Raw genomic sequence first — 21,384 nt, forward strand, 5'->3', positions numbered from 1 at the left:
TGAGTTCCCTACTATTTAGGGTAACCCTTACTCTTTTCCCTTACAAAAACAATGTTTTTATGATAATAAATAAAAAAGACCAGTTCTATCCATTTCCCTCTTTCCTACCCCTCGCGGACGGAAAGCAAATCCGTTACGGAAGCGCGCTTCATGCGCCATGCGGGCAGGAGACAGGCCAGTGTGGAGAGCGCCAGCACCAGCAGCACGGCATAACCCAGATGGGCCCAGGGCATCGTGACGGGAGGGGTGACGATGCCGAAGTGGTAGCCGTATTCCAGAATCTGGATGGAGCACCAGGCACCCAGCACGCCCAGCGCCACGCTCATGACAACGGCGCACAGGGAAATCATCAGCGTTTCCGCCCAAAGCATGCGCATCACCATGCCGCCCGGCACGCCCACCGCCCTCATCAGGCCGAATTCCCGGCGGCGGGACTGGACGGAGGCCAGCACGGTATTGAGCACGGCCAACACGGCAATCACCATCATGATGATGGGAAGCTTGCTCATGGTAAAAATCACGTCGTCCCCGCGGCTGGTGACGCTTCCACCCAGGCTTTCCCGGGTCAATGCCTTCACCAGCGGCTTCACTCCTTCCGTGCCGTTTTCCTTCCGGCTCACGTTCTCCAGGGCATATTCTCCCAAGTCATCCTGAAGCTCCACATGGCTCACTCCGGGAGCGGTATTCCCCCAGATGAACTGGAACCCCTGGTGCCCGTAGTCCTCCTTGAGCCAGCGTTCATCAGTAATCGCCAGGGCGGCCACAAAACCGCCGCGGCGCACGCGCATGCCGCTGGTCTTGGTCAGCCAGTGCCAGCCGGGGAAAGAAACCACTCCCGCCACTTTCCAGGGTTCCCCCTGCATGCCGGGCCCCGTCCCCCTGCCGGAAGCGCCAGCAGACGGGGCATTCCCGGGGCGGCGCCCCTGAAGGGCCGGATTCACCAGCATCAGGTCATCCCCGGCCTTCAGCCCCACCGTCCGGGCAAACGTGTCCGGAATCAGGAGGGAGCGGGTGGATTTCAGCATGGCATAGGCTTCCTGCGGATTGCCGGAAACGAACACGGGCTTGAACAGGGGATCGCTTCCCTGCGCCATTTCCGCCACGGGAATGCCCGCCAGCACAATGGAACGGTTGCGCATCCCGGAAAAACCGGGGCTTTTCATCTGCGCCGGGGCTATGTCCGGCTCATCCACGTAAATGGGATACATCCGTGCATTCCGCAGGCTGGGCCGCGCCATCAGCCCGGGAACGTCGGAAGATTTGAACTCCGTATGAAGGAAGGAAACCAGCGTGCCGGGCGTGGACGCATCCGGAGAGAAGGGAACGAGCATGGAGTAGCCCCACGTCTGCACCCCCACAAAGAGGGACAGCCCCACGGACATGGACACCGCCGTTCCCACGGAACGGCTGAGATTCCGGCTGAGCTGCACCTTCAGGAAGGCATGCGGCACGCGCAGCAGCAGTCCGGTAAGCCATGCTCCGGCCCACTCCGTCACGCGCACAAAGGCGGGGGCCAGGAACAGCGCCCCGGCCACCAGGCCGGGATACCCCAGCCAGAAAAAGATCCACTTGCGCGTTTCCACCTCCAGGCCCGGCAGAAGCAGAGCCGCCGGCTGTAGGCATACGCATATCAGCCCCGCCGCGACGGACCACACGGGAACGCGGCTGACCTTTCCCATGAGCCCGGAGGAGGGAACGGCGGCCTCCAGCGGAGACTGGCGGGAGGCGCGCCACGCGGGAATAACGGAGGCCAGCAGCGCTCCGCCCACGGCGCACGCCGCGGCAACCAGCACCGTCGTCCAGGTCAGGGTGGGCATGGAAGCAGCCCCTTCTTCCAAAAGGTACACCAGGCAGAATCCCGCGGCCAGGCCGCCCAGCAGGGCGGGAACGCACAGGAACAGCCCCTCCCCCACAATCAGCAGGGCAACCTGCATGCGGCTCATGCCCAGCGCGCGCATCAGGGCCAGCCTGCGGGTGCGTTCGCTGACGCCGATGCTCAAGGTCGTGAAAATGATGAAGACGCAGGAAAAGAGAACCAGCCACACGGACATTTCCGCACTTTCCTTCTGCGAGCGCACGGAACGGTCGCTGGAAAGCCGCCGGATGATGGAATCCGTATCCGCCACCACGGCGGAGGAGCGTTTCAGCTCCTCCCGGAAGCTGTCCGCAAATTCCTTTTTGTCCACCCCTTCCTTGAGCCGGACGTAAATCAAATTGGGGGAAAAAGCCTGACCGGTGATTTTTTCACACACCTTGACGGGCACAAACAGGGAGGAAAAGGCGGGTCCGGACATGCCTCCCGGCCCCATGATGACGCCGGGAGTGGCCTTCGCCTGCTTGACGATGCCCACGACTTTCACATCATACACATGCGTTCCCACGCGTACGTTCATGACGGTTCCCACGCCCGCGCGGAAGTATTTGGCGCTTCCGCTGCCCAGCACGCCCACCATGTCATTGGAGGAAGCCATATCCGGCCAGACGCCCTCTTTCAGATCATACGGGCATTCCACGGCATGGTTCCCCACCATGATGGGGCTCTGGGGGGGTATCCCCATGCGGTCGCGCGTCTGCTCGTCAAAACTGCCGCGTTCATTCCCGCAGCCGATCTGCAGGCGGGGCACCTGCCACGCGGCGTTGACGGATTCCACCAGGGGGGAGGCGGCCAGGCGGGAAGCCAGCTCCGGATCAGAGAACTGCGGGTACTTCCCGGGAGGGAGCGGCCCGCGCGGGGCCTCCGGCACCAGGCAAAGATCGTAGCTTCCCATGTAAGCCTCGGCATCGTTGTCAAACTCCCTGACCAGCGTATCATAGCTCCCCATCATCCAGACGATGAGGCTGACGGAGACGAGGATGGCAAACACGCTGACCGCTACCCGTCCGGGGGTGGCAACCAGATCCCTCCAAATCAGTTTGGGCAGCAGCGTCATATGGCGTCATTGAGCGTGCGTTCATAGAAGGAGGACAGTTCCGCAGGCCCGGCAAATTCCGCCGTAGGCCTGTCGTCCACAATGAGGCCGTCCTTGAGCACAACCACCCGGTCCGCCCACATGGCTACGTCCGGAGCATGCGTCACCAGCACGAAGGCGCAACCCTGCGTGCGGTGCAGGTCCCGGAACAGATCGCCCATGAGCCGCGTATTCTCGGAATCCAGGTTCCCCGTGGGTTCATCCGCCAGCACCAGGGCCGGGCCGGAGACCAGCGCGCGGGCAATCGTCACGCGCTGCTGTTCCCCGCCGCTGAGCGTATCCGGCATGGCGTGACGCCGATGGGACAGCCCCACTTTTTCAATCATGGAGTCCAGCGCGGAGGGAGCCACTTTCCTGCCCCCCGCCAGGGAGGGCAGCAGGATGTTTTCCTCCACATTCAGGGTTCCCACCAGATTGAACATCTGGAAAATGAATCCCACGCGGTCCCGCCTGTATACCGTCAGGGCGGCATCAGACATGGAACCGAGGTCCAGCCCGTCCACCGTCACCGTGCCCGCATCCGGAGGCAGCAGGCCGCCCAGCACATTCAGCAGGGTGCTTTTTCCGGAGCCGCTCGCGCCCATGACGGCAACGAACTCTCCCCGGTTCACGGTGAGGCTGATGTCTTTCAGAACGGCTATGTCCTCGGAACCGGACTTGAAGCTGCGCTTGAGGCGGGTGACGGAAATGACGGGAGAACTCATGACTGGAGGGAATGGTTAAAAGGTGGTCTTCAGGCCTACTTCAAACGTGCGGGGCTCGCCCACCGTGCACTGCACGGCGTGGCGGGTGGACTGCACGTACTTCTTGTCAAAGATGTTGTACACGGCCAGCCTCAGGGTGGCGTCCTTCAGCCATTTTTCCGGCAGGGGGATTTCCACCGTGAAGTCAAACACGCTGTAGGAGGGGATGGTGTAATTGTCCGCAATCTTTGCGCCGCGGAACGTGGCGTAGTAGGAATCCTTGCAGCGGTAGCCCAGGCCCAGCACGGTGCCGTTCATCAGGCCGCCGTCAATGCGGTACTTCTGCCACAGGGCCAGCGCATTCGGAGCGATGGTGGGATACACTTCCCCGGAGGTCCGGTTCTTGGTCCGCGTGTAGGTGTAGGAAAGGTAGGAACTCCAGTTCTTGGTGATTTCCCCGTTCAGGGAAAGTTCCACGCCTTCCGCCCTCTTGGAGCCGTCCGAATAGTACCGGTTGGTATAGCCGTCTATGGCTACGGGCGTATTGTTCTGGATAATGTCAAACCAGGAAGCGGAGAACCACACCTTGTCCACCGGGCTGACCCGGAAGCCGAATTCCATCTGGTCCGTACGCCAGGCGTCGGTCAGTTCCTTGCCATTTTCATCCAGGTATCCGAAATTAGGGGCTGAAGTCCGGGCCGCATTGGCGAACAGCGCGACGCGTTCGCCGAACATTCTGGTAACTCCGAAGCGGGGGCTCCACGCAAACGCGTAATTATTGTCCAGGCTGAAATGGGCGTCCCCGCGCACGCCGGCCAGGAAGCGCCACTGTCCGTAACTAAGAACGTCCTGGAGCAACAGGCCCGCCCGCTGAACCACGGTATCCGTCGCGTTGACGCCGGAATAATCGCGCCCCGCAGGGAAAAAGGGCGGAGGATTGTACAGGGAGAAATAACCGTTCGTGTTCGCGGTAGCGTTCGTCACCAGGCTGGAACCGTCTCCATAGGTGCTGCTCCCCGTATAGGAGACGCCCATCAGGGCTTCATGCTCCACCTGCCCGGTCTTGAACTCCGCCAGGGCGTTGGAATAGAAATTCCAGTTGATGTTCCACTCGTCGCTCCAGGCGGCTTCATACTTGGCCTTTCCGGAAGAGATCATCTCATTGTAATAATCCTCCGTGCTCATCCCCCGTCCGGCGGAAGAAGAAATGCCCCAGACATTGTAGTCTACATCGCTGTAGCCCATGCCGCCGCCGATGCGGATCGTCCAGACTCTTTCCAGCTTGCGTTCAAAGTCCAGCATCGCCAGCAGGGATTTGGAATTGAGCCTTCCGCTCGGAGAGCCGTACCAGGCGTCATAAGGCCCCACAAAATGGCCGCCCAGCACGGGGATGCCCATGGTCGTCGGGGAATTCTGATACTGGAAACTGGTCGTCAGCACCGTCTTGGTGCGGGAATCATGCTGCCAGCGGAAAATGGGGGAAACCGTGTACTTCTGGCCCCCGTTGGCTCCGTTGCTCAGCCAGAACGGACGTTCATACTCGGCAGCTACCACCGTGCGCAGGGCAAACCCCTCCGTTTCATCCCCCCTGTACCGGGTGTCGTCAATCGTTGCGCGGTACTTCTGCCCGTGGTGGGAAAGGCGGGCGTAAGCCGTCAATTCCGTCCGTTCCACGAAATCAGGCTCCTTCAGGATCAGGTTGATGGAACCTCCGGCGCCGTATGCCCCGAGCGTACTGGTCTGGCCGCCGGAAATGGACCCGATGGGACCTTTGACAATTTCAATATTTTCAATCAGGGACGTATCCATGCCGTACCCCATGCCGCGGGGAAGAGGCATGTTGCCTATCTGCACGTCGCTGCCCGCAAAACCGCGGATGGTGTACTGGTCCGCCGTGCGGGACAGCAGCATGTCCCCGCCCGTATTGACGGAGGAATCCATGCGCAGGGCTTCCACCAGGGAATCGGAACCCTTGGAATCCATCAGGTCACGCGTAATGACGTTCACCGTCTGCGGCACCTCCTCCGTCTTCATGTTCGTGAGGGTGGCGGAACTGACCGTCTCCGCCCGCAGGGATTTGGAACGGATGGTCATCACACGTTCCGGCATTTCCTGAACGCCCTCCTCTGCTGCGGCGGGTTTTGTCTCGGCATAGGCCGACTGGCCAAGGACGAGCAGGCTCCCGATGGCGGCGGCGCGGTGCAGTCCACGCCCCTTGAGATGATGGCGGGGGGTATTCGTGTTGGATAAACGCATGGGGCAAGTATAAAAAGGAACGGACCTCCGTCCATCCCGGATTGTTAACAATTTGATAACAGGAAACCCTTCTCCCTTCCTGCCAAGGCACATCCATCCGCGGAAAATCCCGGCGCCCCTTACAGGCCAAGGGCGCGCGCACGGCTCTCCGCCGCGGCTTTCAGCCACTCCCGGAGCGCCTCCTTGTCCCCGGAGGCCAGACGGTTCCGCACCTCACCCAGATGGGACAGCGCGGCATCCAGCCGGTCCAGGACGGCAGGGGCATTTTCCGTCAGGATTTCCGCCCACATGGACGGTTCCCCCATGGAAACACGGGTGGTGTCCCGGAACCCTCCGGCGGAAATCAGCCCCAGGCGCTCCACATCCCCCCCGTCCAGGGCGGCGTGGACGCACAGGGCGGACAACGCATGCGGAATGTGGGAAATACGGGCTACGGAAGAATCATGGTCCGCCGCTTTCATCCGGATGCAATGGCAGCCCACGCGCTCCCAGAACCGCTGAAGCAGCAGCAGCATGTCCTCATGCACGTGCTCGTCATTCGTCAGGATGCAGGTGGCGTCCCGGAAAAGTTCTCCGGTGGCATGCTCCATGCCCTGCTTTTCAGAGCCGGCCATGGGATGGGAGCCGATGAACGCCACTCCGGCTTCCGTCAGGGCGGAACCCACGGCCTGGTGAACGCAGCCTTTCACGGAACCCACGTCCGTCACCAGGGCGCCCGGCTTCAGCAGGGGAAGCAGGCCGGGAACCAGGCGCGCCATCACGCCTACCGGGGTAGCGAGTATGACCAGGTCCGCACCTTCCACCACCTCTTCCACCCGGGTGGAGGCGCGATGCGCCGCTCCGGAAGCCCGGGCGTATTCCAATGGCTCCTCCCTCCTGCCCCACAGGCGCACGTGGGCATGGGGCATCTGCGCCCTCACGGCCAGCGCCAGGGACCCGCCCAGAAGGCCGGGGCCGAGAATGGCGATGGAGGAAAAGGAAAGCTGTTTGCGGGAAGGCTCGCTCATGGTTTTCACAGGCGGATACGTCAGCGCCCCGGAACATGCGGGATGCTCAGGGGCGCGGACATCATGGTTCTGCGGCGGCGGCATCAGGGCACGCGGAACTTTTTGACTTCATTCGGGAAGTTGGTGTCGCGCAGCACGGTGCCGGAAGGATAGGGCTTGTTGGTGCTCCTGTTCAGAATCTTGATCTTCTTGGTGCGGTCATACGGGCTGACCACCACGGTGGGGTCCGCCGTAGGCCATGCCACGGGAATGGAAGAGGGAGCGGAAGGCTCCACGGGCCTGGGAGCGGCAATGCCGGAACTGGAAGCATCACCCACGGGATTGGGAACGACGGGCTTCGGGACGACAGGCGCGGGCGGCGTAATGTTATTGCTGCCGCCCACCAGGTTGCCGATGGTTCCGGAATTGGTCTGGGCCGGATCCGGATTAAAGCCGGAATTCTGCCCCCCTGCCGGGTCCAGAGAATTTTCACGCTGAATTTCATTCAACAGGCTGCTGCCCTGGGAGCCAGAGCCGGACGGGTAGACATTTTCCGTAGGATAAATGCCTATTGGGCGTTCATTCACGCGTTCCGTTTCACAGGAAGGCAGAAGAATTGCGCCTGCGGCCAGCAGCACGCCTATCGTCTGGGAAGTATTCATATGATCTCTCTTCGGGTGATAGCTTTCTGCCAGCATCCTACGGCCCCCCACCCTCATGTCAACCATAAAGCCTGTTTGCCGAACCGCTTCATGACAAGGATTCTCCGGTCCCTGGCAGCGCATTTGCGCAAAGCCGCATGGGGCTTGCTGCCGGCGGAATGCCTTTTTCTCCGGAAAAAGCGGGGAAATAACCCGTAATAGCCCGGTCCGGACAGGCGGAGGGAGCAGATGATGCCCCGCTGTCCTCTTGCTGTCCATCCTGTCCCTCATGGAAGCCACCCTGTTCCCATCCCGTGGTTTCCCGGCCTCTCCAGCCCCATCAGGGCACGCTCCGGCCCCGCCCTGCGGAAACAGATTATCCTTCCCTACCCCCTGTGATCTGCTACAATCCGCCCACATGGATGACGTACAGACATCTAAGAAAAAAATGCCCTCAAAAAAAGAATGGAGGGGGTTTTATTCCCTGATTCTCATTCAAGCCCAGAACGCCTTTAATGAAAAAGCCGCCCAGTTCCTGCTGATTCCGCTGGGCGTCTGGCTGGCCGCCAACAGCGCCGTGTACGGACCGGATTCCTGGGTCAACTCCCTCCAGTACATTCTGGCCTGCATCTTCGTACTCCCCTATATCCTGTTCTCCCCCTTCGTCGGCTGGCTGGCGGACTGCTTCTGCAAGGCACGCATCATCCAGTTCATGTCCTTCCTCCAGATCCTGGTGCTGGGGGCCATGTTCCTGTGCTACAAGTATGAGAATATTGAAATGGCCGTTTTCTGGTTCTGCGTCTTTTCCGTCCAGGCAACCATCCTGAGCCCGGCAAAAAAGGGGGTGGTCAAGGACATGGTGGGCTCCCGGCAATTGGGCTATGCCTCCGGCCTGATGGAAATGAGCCTGATCCTGTCCATGCTGGCGGCCCAGATCGGCATTTTCGTCTGGTTTGACATCCTGCAAGTCTCCTCCAATGACGGCTGGGAAGCGGCCGCCTTCCCCACGCTCATCCTCACCTGCATCGCCGTTCCGGTAGCCATCGCGGCCCTGTCCCTCCCCCGGTATCCGGCCAACCAGACCCGGAAATTCGAATGGAAGCTATTTTACGAGCACTTCGTGCAGCTCAAGTACCTGTGGAGCCAGCGCGACCTGCGGCTGAGTGAAATAGGCGTCTCCTACTTCTGGTTCCTGGCCGGAGCCCTGATGCTGATCTCCCTGCAAATCGCCCAGGAGCATCCGATTGACGGCACAGGCTTCAGCATGTCCGCGGCCATCCTCATGGCGTGGCTCAGCGGCGGCACCGTGGTGGGCGGCGTGATCGCCTCCATCATCTGCCGCAAGAAAATTGAACTGGGGCTCATCCCCCTGGGCGCCATCGGGTTCACGATCGGCTGCATTTTCATGTCCTTCTTCGCTCCCGGCTCCCTGCCCAGCAACATCGGCTTCGGCATCACGGGGGCCTTTGCCGCCGCATACCTGGTGCCGCTGAACGCCCACCTTCAGGATAATTGCGACCCATCCAACCGCAGCACGGTGATTGCCGCAGGCAACCTGATGGACTGCCTGATGGGCCTGGTGGCCGTCGGCGTCCAGCTCATGCTGAGGAACATCTTCTCCATCCAGAACCAGTTCTGGGTGCTGGCGGCCCTGGGCGCGGGCATCACGATTGTGGCGTTCCGCCTCATTCCCCGTGAATTCATCCGCATGATGGGCCTGTGGATCATGCGCATCGTGTACCGCTCCCGCATCATCCACCAGGACCGCATCCCGGAGGACGGGGGAGCCATCATCGTTTCCAACCACGTCACTTACGGGGACGCGCTCTTCCTTTCCCTCATCTGCCCGCGCCCCATCCGCTTCATCGTGGCGGAGGAGTTCGTAGCCATCCGCTGGCTCGGCTGGATTCTGGAACTCTTCAACTGCCTCCCCATTTCCTCCCGGAACCCCCGTGAAGCGCTGTCCAAGGCCATCCAGGCCCTCAAGGCCGGGGAAGTGATCTGCATCTTCCCGGAAGGCCAGCTCACCCGCACGGGCACCCTCTGCGCGGCGCGCAAGGGCCTGGAAATGCTGGCCAAAAAATCAAGCTGCCCCATCGTCCCCATTTACATGGACGAGCTGTGGGGGAGCATCTTCTCCTACTCCGGCAACCGCTTTTTCTCCAAGGCCCCCCTCCGCATTCCCTACCGCTTCACCGCGGCCATCGGAGAACCCATTGCGCCTGAAGCCGTCAACCCCCGCATCGTCATCAACACCCTGCGGGAACTTTCCTCCACCTGCCTGGAAATTGCCGCCAGCATCGGCCGGGATACCATCCTGAACCATCTGGAACGCATCGCCCACAAGCCGCTGGTCATCGCTAAAAACGCACGGCTCACCGGGTATGAAATTGCGGAATGCCTGATGAACGACACCGTGGACGCGGAACATCCGGAACTCAGGAAATGGCTGGCCAACCTGCTGGACAGCTCCCGCTCCCAGAGCCGCCTGTGCGATTTCTGGATGAACGCCCAGCAGCTTGAACGCGTGAACTCCCTCCAGCCCCGTGAACTGCTGCTGACCAGCGTGGGGCATGACGAGGTGCATGAGACGGTGGCTTCCGTTCTGTGGCCCATCCTCACCAGCACCCCCGTGTACCTCATTGGAGACACGGACCACAGCATGCCGGAAGGCATCAAGCAGGTGGCGGGCTCCGACTTCCTGCGCCGCAGGCTGTACGGCCTGGTGCCGGAGACGCGGACGCCGTTTTATGATTTCAGCGGCTCCGGGGACCTGGTGCTTCCCAACATCGGGTGGCGCCCCTGCTTCGCCACGGACCGCGGCATCATCCTGGCCATGTCCATGAAGAGAAGCGTCTTCAAGCTGGATGACGGCACCGTGCAGCTCGGCATGAGGGCCAGAACCAGAGGACGCCTGCTGCCCGGCTTCTACCTGAAGCCCCCCCTGTCCAACGTCATCGCCGGGGCAACGCTCCCCACCCCTTATTCCCTGCCGCCCAACCTGTATCTGGATGAATCCGGATTCCTGGCGGAACTCCAATCCTCCAACCATGAGCAATAGCACCTCTCCCTCCCGCCTCCCCATCCCGCAGTATGTAATGACGCTGGCGCATGCGGCCGCGCTGCGCTCGGAAGACCCGTACCGCAAGGTGGGGGCCGCCGCCCTGGACGCGGACAACCGCGTGATCGGCACCGCCTACAACGGCCTGTATCCCGGATTCAAGGCGCAGGACACCTTCTGGGCCAGCCGGGATGAACGCCAGAAGTACATGCTGCACGCGGAGATCAACCTGTGCAGCCTGTTCCGGAGGGGGGAAGCCAGGGTGGTGGCATGCACCACGATGCCCTGCACCTCATGCATGCAGGCCCTGTGCGCCCACGGCGTGAAAACCATCTATTACTGTGAGCCGTATGAAAAATCAGAGGCTCCCGCCATTGCCAGCCTTTACGGCGTGGAACTGATCCAGGTCACGGATTACCCGCTCAGCCGGCACTTCCCCCTTGTTCTGGACTGTTGAGCCTCCGGGAGGCTAATCCCGGTGCACGCGGCAGGTCCATCCGGCCATGGGGCGGGGAACGCCGTCAATGGAGAAGTCCAGATCGGGCCCGGTTTCCGTGATGGTTCCTGAAACAACCACGCCCGCCTCCCTTCCGGAATCGTCAAAGGAAATATTCACATCCCTCATGGAGCACGCGGCGACGCTGTTTGAAGCCGGGGAAATATTCAGAACGCCGGAATTGGCGCCTTCATTGAACCGGTACGTGTAAACTCCATCATACACGGTTCTCGTCTCCATCCTGATGACGTCCGCATCCTGCGCGCCGAACTGGAGCCTGTACAGCATGGTTCCGCCCTCAAACAGGCTCACCTGCTGCCCGCTCAGGGAAACATTCCCGTCATCTCCGGATTTTCCCGAACCTCCCCCGCATCCGGACAAGAGCCCAACCATCGGCACAGGAAGCAAAAACAGGACAGAAAAAAACTTCTTCATGCCCGGGAAAATGCACAACAGAAAAATACAAGTCAAGTTTACTCAACTATTATCTCATTTTTCCAACATTTTTTCATCTTATAAAAAAACCGCCTGTTTTCACAGGCGGTTTCAAGAAAACACGGATGGCCGTCAACCAACCCAGTTCCAGGTGATGGGGATTTCAATGTCGGGATGCAGGCTGTGCTTCACGGGGCAGCTCAGCGCGGCCTGCTCCAGCATCTTCCTGTCCGGATGATCCGCAGGAAGGGGCACGGTGATCACTACTTCCAGCTTTCCGATGCGGCGGGGTTCCGCGTTCATGTGCTTGCCCACTTCCACTGTCATGCCTTCCAGCTTAAGGCCCTTGCGTGCGGCCACGATGCCCATGATCGTGCTCATGCAGCCTGCCAGGGCCGCGCCCACAAGGTCCGTGGGGGAGAAGGATTCCCCCTTGCCATTGTTATCCACGGGGGCATCCGTGGAGAACGTGGCCCCGGAAGGTTCGTGAACCATGGAGCAGCGGAGGCCGCCCTCGTACGTCGTTTTAGTTTTTACCATGACCGTATTTTATACAAGCCGCCGCACCATGCAACACACAAACATTGAATCCCCCCCTTGTTTATGGTTCTCTGCTTGTCATGAGAACCTTTTTGAAAGCCGCGGCCGTTTCCCTGGGTATTTTTGCCGGGGTTTGCAGTACGGGAGCGGCACAGGACTTCGGGGCCATGGGCTTTGGCGGCGCGGGAGATTCCGGGTCCCCCCAGGCTTCCGGAACTTCCAAGGCTACCGTCACGTCCTATGGTGAAGCTCCCTTCGTCATCGTGGCGGAACTGGCGCTGCCGGACCACTGGCACGTTTATTACAGGAATCCGGGAACCGTAGGCCTTCCCATGGAAGCGGCGCTTAAACCTGTGCCCGGTTTCCGGGTGGAGGGCCCCTTCTGGCAAGTCCCGGAACTGGGAAAAGGGATCGTGGATTTTTACGGTTACAGCGGAACGGCAAAAATGGCCTTCCGCGTGACTCCGGAGAAGGACGCCCCTGCGGAGGCCACCTTCACCACCACCATGACGTGGCAAATGTGCGCGGAACAGTGCGCCTCTCCGGAAACGAAAGACTTCAGCGTTACGCTGAAACGCGGAGACGGCCAGGCTGCTCCCGATGCGGACGGGCTGACGGGCGGCCTCGTGGGGCTTTCCACTCCCGCCTGGGCGGAAGGGCTGAAAGCCCGCATTTCCCAGGAAGGGAAGACCGTCACCCTGCACCTCAGGACAAACGGACAGCCGCTCCCGGAAGATTCCGTCTACTTTTTCTGCAACGAAGGGGAAATCAACCCCACCACGCCCCAGACCTTCAAGAAGCTGGACGACTCCAATTACGAGCTGTCCATGCAGTACAATGATACCACGGATGGCTTGTACCCCAACAACCTGCCGGACGCAGGCAAGGGAAAGCCGCTGGCCGTCCTCTCCGGCATCCTGCGCGCCGGAAAGGAAGGCGTCAATATCACGGCGGACACCCGCCCCTTTTCCGAGGGGGCACAGGCGGCAATGACAGGAATGGAAACGCCCGCCGCATCTTCCGGCCCCGTTCCCGCGCCGCCGCTGATGGGGCTGGGGGAAATCATGTTTTTCATGTTTATCGGCGGCATTATCCTGAACGTGATGCCGTGCGTCTTCCCGGTGATAGGCCTCAAGATCATGAGCTTCGTCCAGCTGGGCGGGGGCGAACGGAGGAAAGTGCTGGCCCACTCCCTGACCTTCGTGCTGGGCATCCTGATCTCCTTCTGGGTCATCACGGCCATCCTGATTGCCCTGAAAGCGAACATGTTTGACTGGAGCGCGCCCGCGGGACCCGGCATTTTCAGCAGTGACTTCTGGCTGGGCCACGGCGCGGAAGGCGTGGTGAACTGGGCCTTCTGGTTTGAAAACCCCTGGGTGAACTTCTGCCTGCTGGGCCTGATGCTCGCCATGGGGCTGAGCATGTTCGGCGTCTTTGAAATAGGCGTGAAGGCCACCACCATGGGCAACGACCTCCAGCACCAGAAGGGCTATGCCGGCTCCTTCTGGTCCGGCGCCCTGGCTACGGTCATTTCCACCCCGTGCAGCGCTCCGTTCCTGGGGCAGGCCATCGGCGCGGCCATGCTCCAGCCGCCGCTGGGCATCGTGCTCTGCCTGACCATGATGGGCCTGGGGATGTCCCTGCCCTACATCATTCTGGGCGCCTTCCCCGTCCTGACCAAATACCTGCCCAAACCGGGAGCGTGGATGGAATCCTTCAAGCAGTCCATGTCCTTCCTGATGTTCGGCACCGCCGCCTATTTCCTGTGGATTTACATTGCGTTCTTTGACGCGGACAACCATCCGCAGGACATCCTGTTCCTGTTCTTCGGCCTGGTGCTGTTCTCCATGGCCTTCTGGGTGTACGGCAGATGGTGCCCCATGTACCGCAGCCGGAAATCCCGCATCACGGGGGGCGTCTTCTCCGTGATTTTCCTGCTGGCCGGCCTGTACTACATGCTTCCTCCGGAAGGAGCCGCCTGGTTCGGCCGCGGAGGGGAAGCCGGAGCGGCGGATTCCTCCGCAGCTACAGCTCCCGCCCATCAGGCGGAAGGGAGCGTGTGGACCCCGTGGAGCCCGGAAGCCATGCAGGCGGCCCTGGACGAAGGAAAGCCCGTTTATGTGGACTTCACGGCCCGGTGGTGCTCCACCTGCCAGGTGAACAAGGCGTCCTACACGGATGAAGTGCTGGCCGCCTTCAAGAAATACGGCATCGTCATGATGAAGGCGGACAAGACCCGCACGAACCCGGCCATTGACCAGGAGCTCAAAAACCTGGGCCGCACGGCGGTTCCCGTGAACGCCCTGTATCTGCCGGGCAAAAAGCCCATCGTCACCCGGGAGCTCCTGTCCCCGTCCTACCTGCTGGAATTCCTGGAAACGGAAATGAACCGCTGACCAACGCCTCCCTCCGCGGGCGGATGCCGGCCACGGAAAGGTTCAGTCTTTACGGTCCAGAAGAGGCAGCAGGGCTTCCGCCCAGACCTGGTAGCCTTTAGGCGTCAGATGGACCTTGTCCTGGAACATTCCTTCCCGGAACGTCCCGTCCGCATTCAGCAGGCGGCCATTGATGGAAAGAACGGTAGTCCGGGGCAGATTCAGACGGCGCAGGCGTTCATTGATTTCCTCCTGCCGCTTGCGCAGAGGGGCTGAAGGGTCGGGGCCGTAAGGCGTCACCTCCATCAGAACCAGACGGGTTTCCGGGAATTTCTTCAGCAGGCGCACGGCCACCTCCCGGATGCCCTTCACCGTTTCTTCCGCAGGCTGCTTTCCCTCCCACAGGCCGATGTTGTTCGTCCCGGCCAGCAGAACGCAGTAACGCGGCGGAGTCCTGACCGCCAGCCCCGTATCCTCCATGCGCCACAGCATGCTTTCCGTCCTGTCTCCGCTGACGCCGAAGTTGACAGCCTTCATCGGCAGGAACAGCTTCTTCCAATATTCCGCACCTTCCCGTTCCCAGCCCTGCGTGATGGAATCCCCCACGAACAGGACGCCGCATTCCTTCCCCAGCAACTGCTCCCGCACCACCTTGTAACGGGCCGGAACCCAGTGCTGCGTATTCATTTTGGGAACATCCGGGGGGTCCGGAACCACCTTTTCCGGGGCCTTCTCCGCAAAAACGGAAGAAAGGGTGAGGAAAACGAGAGCGGCAAGAAAAACGGGAGCTTTCATCTTCCCTGTAATACGCATGGGCGACGCACCAGCCTTTCCGGGAAAAATGGAAAATTATTTCCCCACCGCCTTGCCCAGCACTTCCAGAGGCTGGGCGGACAGCTTCAGTTCCCGCACCAGGAACTGGACGACCAGCAGGCTGCCCAGCGCATCATACAGCGCGTCATGCCACCGGCGGCCGGGAAGCAGCGCATCCACGGAGGAGGTGAGCCCCAGGGCATCACACAGGGTGGAGAGGGAGTAATCCGGCAGGCCCGGCGCGCACATCTTCCCCAGGGCCAGGGTATCCAGCCACGGACCGAAGCCGTGCCCCGGAAAACGCCGCAGGAATTTGCGCTCCGTGGCGGGATTATGGCCCACCACCACGGCGCCCCCCAGCCGGGAACGGATATCCGGCCAGAGGGACGGAAAGGACGGGGCATCCGCCAGCATCTCCGTGGTGATGCCGTGCACCTGGGAAGCGGACCACAGGACGGGCTTGTCCGTAGCAATGTAGGACGTCCACAGCTCCGGCTCCCCTTCCAGGGATGCGCATGCGGCAATGCCTATCTGCACGGGCTGGTCCGTCTCTCCGCGGGCCGCCCCGGCGGATTCAAAATCAATGGCGGCAAAGCGCAGGCCGCCGATCATGTCTGCGGTCAGCGGCATATCAGAACAACTCCAGCTGGGCGTATTCCCCTGTGGGCATGTCGTCATCCATGTCCGTATTCTTGGCCCTGGGTTCCGCCAGGCGCGCGCGCTCCTTCCTCCGGGGACGCGTGGAATTCATCTCCAGATGGGACAGGATGGTCTTGGCGCGGTCTACAATGACGGCCGGCATGCCCGCCAGGCGGGCCACCTGGATGCCGTAGGACTTGTCCGCTGCGCCCTCCACGATCTTGCGCAGGAACACGATCTCTTCCTTCCATTCCCGCACGGCCACGTTGTAATTCTGCACCCCGGCCCGGGAACGGGCCAGATCCGTCAGTTCATGGTAATGCGTGGCGAACAGGGTGCGGGACTTCAGCTCGTCATGCAGGTACTCCGCAACGGCCCACGCAATGGAAAGACCGTCAAAGGTGGCGGTTCCGCGCCCTATTTCATCCAGAATGATCAGGGAGCGTTCCGTGGCGTTATTCAGAATCAGGGAAGTTTCACTCATCTCCACCATGAAGGTGGACTGCCCGCGCGCCAGGTCGTCGCTGGCCCCCACGCGGCAGAAAATGCGGTCCACCAGGCCGATGTGGGCGGACTCCGCCGGAACATAGGCCCCGATCTGGGCCATTAGGGTAATCAGGGCCACCTGGCGGATATAGGTGCTCTTGCCCGCCATGTTGGGCCCGGTCAGCAGAATGAGGCGGCTTTCCTCCGGTTCCAGAAAGGCGTCATTGGGAACGAACGCGTCGCCGGAAATATTCTGTTCAATGACGGGATGCCGTCCGTTGACAATGCGCAGGGTCATGGATGCGTCCAGCACGGGGCGGCAGTATTGATACTGCTGGGCTCCCTCCGCCAGTCCCAGCAGCACGTCCAGGTCCGCCATGGCGTCCGCCGTAATCTGGATGCCGTCAATGTGGCGCCCCACTTCCTCCCTCAGCAGGAGAAACTGTTCATACTCCACCTGGCGGGAACGCTCGTCCGCCCCCAGGATGGTATTCTCCATCTGTTTGAGTTCCGGGGTGACGAAGCGCTCCGCGTTCACCAGCGTCTGCTTGCGCTGGTAATCCGGGGGCACCTTGTCGTAATGGCTCTTCGTCACCTCAATGTAGTAGCCGAAGACGTTGTTGAAGCGGATTTTCAGGGAATCAATGCCCGTGCGCTTGCGCTCCTTCTCCTGAAGCCGGGCCAGCCAGTCCTTCCCGTCGCGGGAGGCCAGGCGCAGTTCATCCAGCCCGGCGTGATACCCTTCCCGGATGATGCCGCCCTCCTTGATCGTGACGGGCGGTTCATCCACCAGGGCGCGCTGGAGCAGGTCCACCAGCTCATCAAAACAGCCCATGCGGGAACGGATGCTTTCCAGCATCACCCCGCCTCCGGGCAGGGATTCCAGATCGTCCCTGAGCGCGGGAATGCGGCCCAGGGAGGAGGCCAGCGCCTGGAGGTCCCGGGCGTTCCCCGCGCCCTGGGAAATGCGGCCCGTCAGCCGCTCCATGTCCCGGACGTTTTTCAGGCTGTCACGGAGCTTGCTCATCAGGTACGGCTCCTCCAATAAAACGGCGATCATCTCCTGCCGCGCCTGGAGCTTTTCCAGATCGCACAGGGGGTGGAGCAGCCAGTCCCGGAGCTTGCGCGCGCCCATCGGCGTGCTCGTCCTGTCCAGGGTTCCCAGCAGGGAAAGCTTCACGCCGCCGCGGGAATCCACCAGGTCCAGGTTCCTCTGGCTGGCCTGGTCAATCAGCACGGCGTTCTCCGTGGCGCGCACGGAAATGCGGCGCAAATGATCCGTGGGGCGCCGGAGCTGGTAGCCCAGATAATGAAGCACTGCGCCGGACGCGCCCAGGGCGGCGGTCATCTCCGCGCAGCCGAAGCCGTCCAGGGAATGAACCCGGAAATGGCCCAGCAGATTGGGAATGGCCGTGGAAGGAAGGAACGTGTACCCGTCGTAATAAAGCGTGGGATGGGCGCCGGGAAAACACTCCGTCTGCTCGTCGCTGACCAGGAGCTCGGAAGGATTAATGCGGGACAGTTCATCCAGAAGCAGGTCCATGTGCTCAAACTGGGCCACGGAGAATTCCCCCGTGGTGTGGTCCACGCACGCCAGGCCGAAGTGTTTTTTATCCTTGTACAGGGCCACGATGTAATTGTGGCGGGAGGAGTCCAGCAGGTTCATGTCCGCCAGGGTCCCGGCGGAAATCACGCGGGTGATCTCCCGCTCCACCAGTTTGCCCGGCTGAGGCAGGGTGGTCTGTTCCGCAATGGCTACGCGCTTGCCATCCTTCACCAGGCGCCCGATGTACCCTTCCGCGCTGTGATGGGGAACCCCGCACATCGGAATGCCGTGCCGCTTGGTCAGCGTCAGGCCCAGCAGGGAGGACGCATCCTTGGCGTCCTCAAAGAACATCTCATAAAAGTCCCCCATCCGGAAAAACAGCAGGACGTCTTCCGGCAAACCCTTCTTCATGCGAAGGTATTGCTCCATCATCGGCGTTGCGGTAGGTCCGGAATTACTCATAAATGACGGTGAAAGAGTAATCCGGTTCCGTCCCCAAGGCAAGATTGGAATCTTGTTAGAACCAATCCAGGAGCGGCCGGAAAACAAAAAAGCCGCGCCGCTGGCAGGCAGCGGCGCGGCGGGAAAAACCGGATCACAATGGATTAATATTCCACCACGGGGGCATCCTTCCACAGGGTGTCCATTCCATAGAACTCACGCGTCTCCTGCCCCATGATGTGGACCATCACGTCAATGTAGTCCACCACGGACCACAGCGCCACGGGCGTGTCTTCCACATAGGTGGGAAGGACTCCCGTTTTTTCCTGAACGGCTTCCTCCACGCCCCGGATGACGGCGCGCAGGTGGGGGACGGACAGGCCCGTGCACACCACCATGAAATCCGTCAGGGAAGACATGCCGCGCAGGTCGTACACCTTCACATGTTCAGCCTTGGCTTCATCCGCGGCGCGGGCGCACATCCTGGCCAGTTCCATCGCATCGTTGGCTACCATATTGATTTTTTCCATATTAACTTACTTCTTTTCTTCCCCGTCCTTGCCGTACTCCTCCACGGGATTGTAGGAAAAGGGGTCCTGTTCCCCCGGCTTGTTCTCCTTCTTCCCTTCCTCAGCGGTTTTCACGGGCTCCTTTCCGGAGTCTTCCTTCGGGCCGTCCTGCTCTTCCACATCGGAAGGCATGGGAGGGGGAACCACCTTGGCGGGGGGATTTTTCATTTCCCCGTACTCCAGAATGTCCATGACCTGGGAGCCTTCCAGCGTTTCAAACTCCATCAGGGCTTCCGTCAGAATATCCAGCTTGTCCCGGTTTTCCGTCAGGATGGTCATGGCGCGTTCATAGGCGCTGTCCACCAGGAAGCGGACTTCCGAGTCAATCAGCTCCGCCGTGGATTCCGAATAGTTGCGGGAACGCGTGCCCAGGTCGCGGGCGATGTAAACTTCTCCCTGGTGCTCGCCGTATTCGATCAGGCCCAGTTTTTCACTCATGCCGAATTCGCACACCATGCGGCGCGCCAGGCTGGTGGCGCTCTTGATGTCTCCCGTAGCGCCGCTGGTCACGTCCCCGAACACAATCTGTTCAGCGCAGCGCCCGCCCATCGCCACGACAAGCTGGTCAAGCATCTCCGACCGGAGCTGGTGCATCTTGTCATCCGCCGGCAGCCACATGGTCATGCCCAGGGCGCCCCCGCGGGGAACGATGGTCACCCGGTGCAGGGGTTCGCTGTGCGGAGTTTTCAGCAGGCAGATGGCATGGCCCGCCTCATGCACGGCAGTGATGCGGCGCCCGCGTTCGTTAATGGCCAGGCTGCGGCGTTCACGGCCCCAGTTAACCTTGTCGCGTGCTTCCTCCAGTTCAGCTTCCGTGATTTCCTTCAATCCCTTGCGGGCGGCCAGCAGGGCGGCCTCATTGATCAGGTTGGCCAGCTGGGCGCCGGAGAAGCCGGACGTGCCGCGGGCAATCCTCTCAAAACTGACTCCCGGAGCCATTTTCACCTTCTTGGCGTGCACTTGCAGGATTTGTTCACGCCCCCGGACGTCCGGGAGGTTCACCACCACCTGCCGGTCAAAGCGGCCCGGACGCAGCAGGGCCGGGTCCAGGATGTCCGCGCGGTTGGTAGCCGCAATCACGATCACGTTGGCATTGTTTTCAAAACCGTCCATCTCCACCAGCAGGGCGTTCAGCGTCTGCTCCCGTTCATCATTGCCGCCGCCCATGCCATAGCCGCGCTGGCGGCCCACGGCGTCAATTTCATCAATGAAAATCAGGCTTGGGGCTGTTCTCTTGGCCTGTTCAAACATATCGCGCACGCGGCTGGCGCCCACGCCCACGAACATTTCCACAAAGTCGGAACCGCTGATGGAGTAAAAGGAGGCGTTGGATTCCCCGGCAATGGCGCGGGCCAGCAGGGTCTTGCCCGTACCGGGAGAACCCACCATCAGCACGCCGCGGGGAATGGTGGCGCCCAGTTCACGGAATTTTTCCGGATTGCGCAGGAATTCCACCAGTTCCCATACTTCCTCCTTGGCCTCGCTGACGCCGGCCACGTCCTTGAACGTCACCTTGTTCTTGTCCGGCGCAATGAGGCGCGCACGGCTCTTGCCGAAGCTCATGGCCCCCCTGGCTCCGCCGCTCTGCGCACGGAACATGAAGAAGAGAATCACCAGAATCAGCACGATGGGCAGCAGGTTCAGCAGAATGCCGCCCCAGGAGCCGGATTCACGCTTGAACTTGGTATCCGGCCCCAGCAGCTGCTTGACGCGCTCTCCCTGGAATTCCAGGGTAAAGGGGACTTCCACACGCTCAAAGCGCTGCTTGTCCACGGAGGCGTCCCCCGTGGCCGCAGGCCACACGCGGGTGACAATCTGGCCAACCAGCACATTCTGGTTGCCATCTTCCGCCAGGACAAGGCCGTCAGTACCGCCCGCAATGCGTCCTTCCATGGCCAGACGGTTGAATTCCGGCACGGAAAGCTTCTGGGCTCCTTCAGGAATGATGGAGACATTTTTCCCTTCCACGGTCCGGTCCAGGCTTTCCGCCACCCTGTAGCCGGAAAGTTCATTCAGCAGGGGCTTGTCACGGTCCGGCAGGGACATGGAATAGGACAGCACGAAGGGTTTCATTTCCACCTTCGGCTGGATGTCCTTCTTGTAAACCAGCGCGTGGATCACGCCTTCAGAACCGTTTTCATTCAGGACCACCTCCACGGGGGCCTTCGGATCGTTCAGGACCACGCGGCCCGCCTTGTACTGGGCTTCAAAGGATTCCAGGCTTTCCTTGCGGGGCCCCAGTCCAAAGGATTCAGGGGTGAAAAAACCAAACGCAAGGACGCCTACAATGAGCAGAACCATGACCCACACGCCCCAGTTGGGGGATTCGGGCTTCCCGGAGCCGGGAAATTTAGGGGGGCGGGGTGGAATGGGAGGCTTTCTGTCAGACATAATGTGGTTAGCACACAGAAGTTAATGAATCGGGCGGCATGATACGCCAGTACTTGT

The 21,384-nt window shown here is 61.1% G+C and carries 15 protein-coding genes; 3 read left to right on the forward strand and 12 right to left on the reverse strand.

Annotation, left to right across the window (positions count from 1 at the left end; genetic code table 11):
- Window positions 1-104: 104 nt before the first annotated feature.
- From ABGM91_RS01825 to ABGM91_RS01845, 5 genes are all read right to left on the reverse strand, one after another.
- Window positions 105-2,930 carry an ABC transporter permease gene (locus ABGM91_RS01825; protein WP_354833234.1) on the reverse strand — a complete coding sequence of 942 codons (2,826 nt, stop codon included), beginning with the start codon at window positions 2,928-2,930 and terminating at the stop codon, window positions 105-107.
- Window positions 2,927-3,673 carry an ABC transporter ATP-binding protein gene (locus ABGM91_RS01830; protein WP_354833236.1) on the reverse strand — a complete coding sequence of 249 codons (747 nt, stop codon included), beginning with the start codon at window positions 3,671-3,673 and terminating at the stop codon, window positions 2,927-2,929. The genes ABGM91_RS01825 and ABGM91_RS01830 overlap by 4 nt, the downstream gene beginning before the upstream one ends.
- Window positions 3,674-3,688: 15 nt before the next feature.
- Window positions 3,689-5,908: a TonB-dependent receptor gene (locus ABGM91_RS01835; RefSeq protein ID WP_354833238.1), complete on the reverse strand. Its 2,220-nt coding sequence runs from the start codon at window positions 5,906-5,908 to the stop codon at window positions 3,689-3,691.
- 119 nt (window positions 5,909-6,027) lie between these two features.
- Window positions 6,028-6,915: a prephenate dehydrogenase/arogenate dehydrogenase family protein gene (locus ABGM91_RS01840; protein ID WP_354833240.1), complete on the reverse strand. Its 888-nt coding sequence runs from the start codon at window positions 6,913-6,915 to the stop codon at window positions 6,028-6,030.
- 83 nt (window positions 6,916-6,998) lie between these two features.
- On the reverse strand, window positions 6,999-7,556 hold the full coding sequence (locus ABGM91_RS01845; protein WP_354833242.1) for a hypothetical protein: 558 nt from the start codon (window positions 7,554-7,556) through the stop codon (window positions 6,999-7,001).
- Window positions 7,557-7,983: 427 nt separating this feature from the next.
- Here ABGM91_RS01845 and ABGM91_RS01850 point away from each other — a divergent pair, with 427 nt between their 5' ends.
- Both ABGM91_RS01850 and ABGM91_RS01855 read left to right on the forward strand, forming a co-directional pair.
- A complete protein-coding gene (locus tag ABGM91_RS01850; protein WP_354833244.1) occupies window positions 7,984-10,596 on the forward strand; it encodes an MFS transporter in 2,613 nt (870 codons plus the stop codon).
- Window positions 10,586-11,053 (forward strand): deoxycytidylate deaminase, encoded by a 468-nt coding sequence (locus tag ABGM91_RS01855; RefSeq protein WP_215427085.1) that lies wholly within the window; start codon window positions 10,586-10,588, stop codon window positions 11,051-11,053. The genes ABGM91_RS01850 and ABGM91_RS01855 overlap by 11 nt, the downstream gene beginning before the upstream one ends.
- A 12-nt stretch (window positions 11,054-11,065) precedes the next feature.
- On the opposite strand, the gene ABGM91_RS01860 is transcribed toward ABGM91_RS01855, so the two are convergent.
- Window positions 11,066-11,485, reverse strand: coding sequence for a hypothetical protein (locus ABGM91_RS01860; RefSeq protein ID WP_354833246.1), 420 nt, complete (start codon window positions 11,483-11,485; stop codon window positions 11,066-11,068).
- Window positions 11,486-11,659: 174 nt separating this feature from the next.
- Window positions 11,660-12,067: an OsmC family protein gene (locus ABGM91_RS01865; RefSeq protein WP_215427087.1), complete on the reverse strand. Its 408-nt coding sequence runs from the start codon at window positions 12,065-12,067 to the stop codon at window positions 11,660-11,662.
- Window positions 12,068-12,147: 80 nt separating this feature from the next.
- Between ABGM91_RS01865 and ABGM91_RS01870 the strand changes: the two genes are divergently transcribed.
- Window positions 12,148-14,463, forward strand: coding sequence for a thioredoxin family protein (locus ABGM91_RS01870; RefSeq protein ID WP_354833248.1), 2,316 nt, complete (start codon window positions 12,148-12,150; stop codon window positions 14,461-14,463).
- 42 nt (window positions 14,464-14,505) lie between these two features.
- On the opposite strand, the gene ABGM91_RS01875 is transcribed toward ABGM91_RS01870, so the two are convergent.
- The 5 genes from ABGM91_RS01875 to ftsH all read right to left on the reverse strand — a co-directional run bounded on the left by ABGM91_RS01875 (window position 14,506) and on the right by ftsH (window position 21,327).
- Window positions 14,506-15,237 carry a GDSL-type esterase/lipase family protein gene (locus tag ABGM91_RS01875; RefSeq protein ID WP_354833250.1) on the reverse strand — a complete coding sequence of 244 codons (732 nt, stop codon included), beginning with the start codon at window positions 15,235-15,237 and terminating at the stop codon, window positions 14,506-14,508.
- 54 nt (window positions 15,238-15,291) lie between these two features.
- A complete protein-coding gene (locus ABGM91_RS01880) occupies window positions 15,292-15,885 on the reverse strand; it encodes a 3'-5' exonuclease (RefSeq protein ID WP_354833252.1) in 594 nt (197 codons plus the stop codon).
- Window position 15,886: 1 nt separating this feature from the next.
- A complete protein-coding gene (gene mutS, locus ABGM91_RS01885) occupies window positions 15,887-18,388 on the reverse strand; it encodes a DNA mismatch repair protein MutS (protein WP_354833254.1) in 2,502 nt (833 codons plus the stop codon).
- A 143-nt stretch (window positions 18,389-18,531) separates the two neighbouring features.
- On the reverse strand, window positions 18,532-18,897 hold the full coding sequence (rsfS, locus tag ABGM91_RS01890; RefSeq protein WP_290565304.1) for a ribosome silencing factor: 366 nt from the start codon (window positions 18,895-18,897) through the stop codon (window positions 18,532-18,534).
- A gap of 6 nt (window positions 18,898-18,903) precedes the next feature.
- Complete coding sequence (ftsH, locus tag ABGM91_RS01895; RefSeq protein ID WP_354833257.1) at window positions 18,904-21,327, reverse strand: ATP-dependent zinc metalloprotease FtsH; 2,424 nt, start codon at window positions 21,325-21,327, stop codon at window positions 18,904-18,906.
- Between the last annotated feature and the right edge of the window lie 57 nt (window positions 21,328-21,384).

The sequence above is a fragment of the Akkermansia muciniphila genome, assembly GCF_040616545.1.
Classification (GTDB): Bacteria; Verrucomicrobiota; Verrucomicrobiia; order Verrucomicrobiales; family Akkermansiaceae; genus Akkermansia; species Akkermansia muciniphila_E.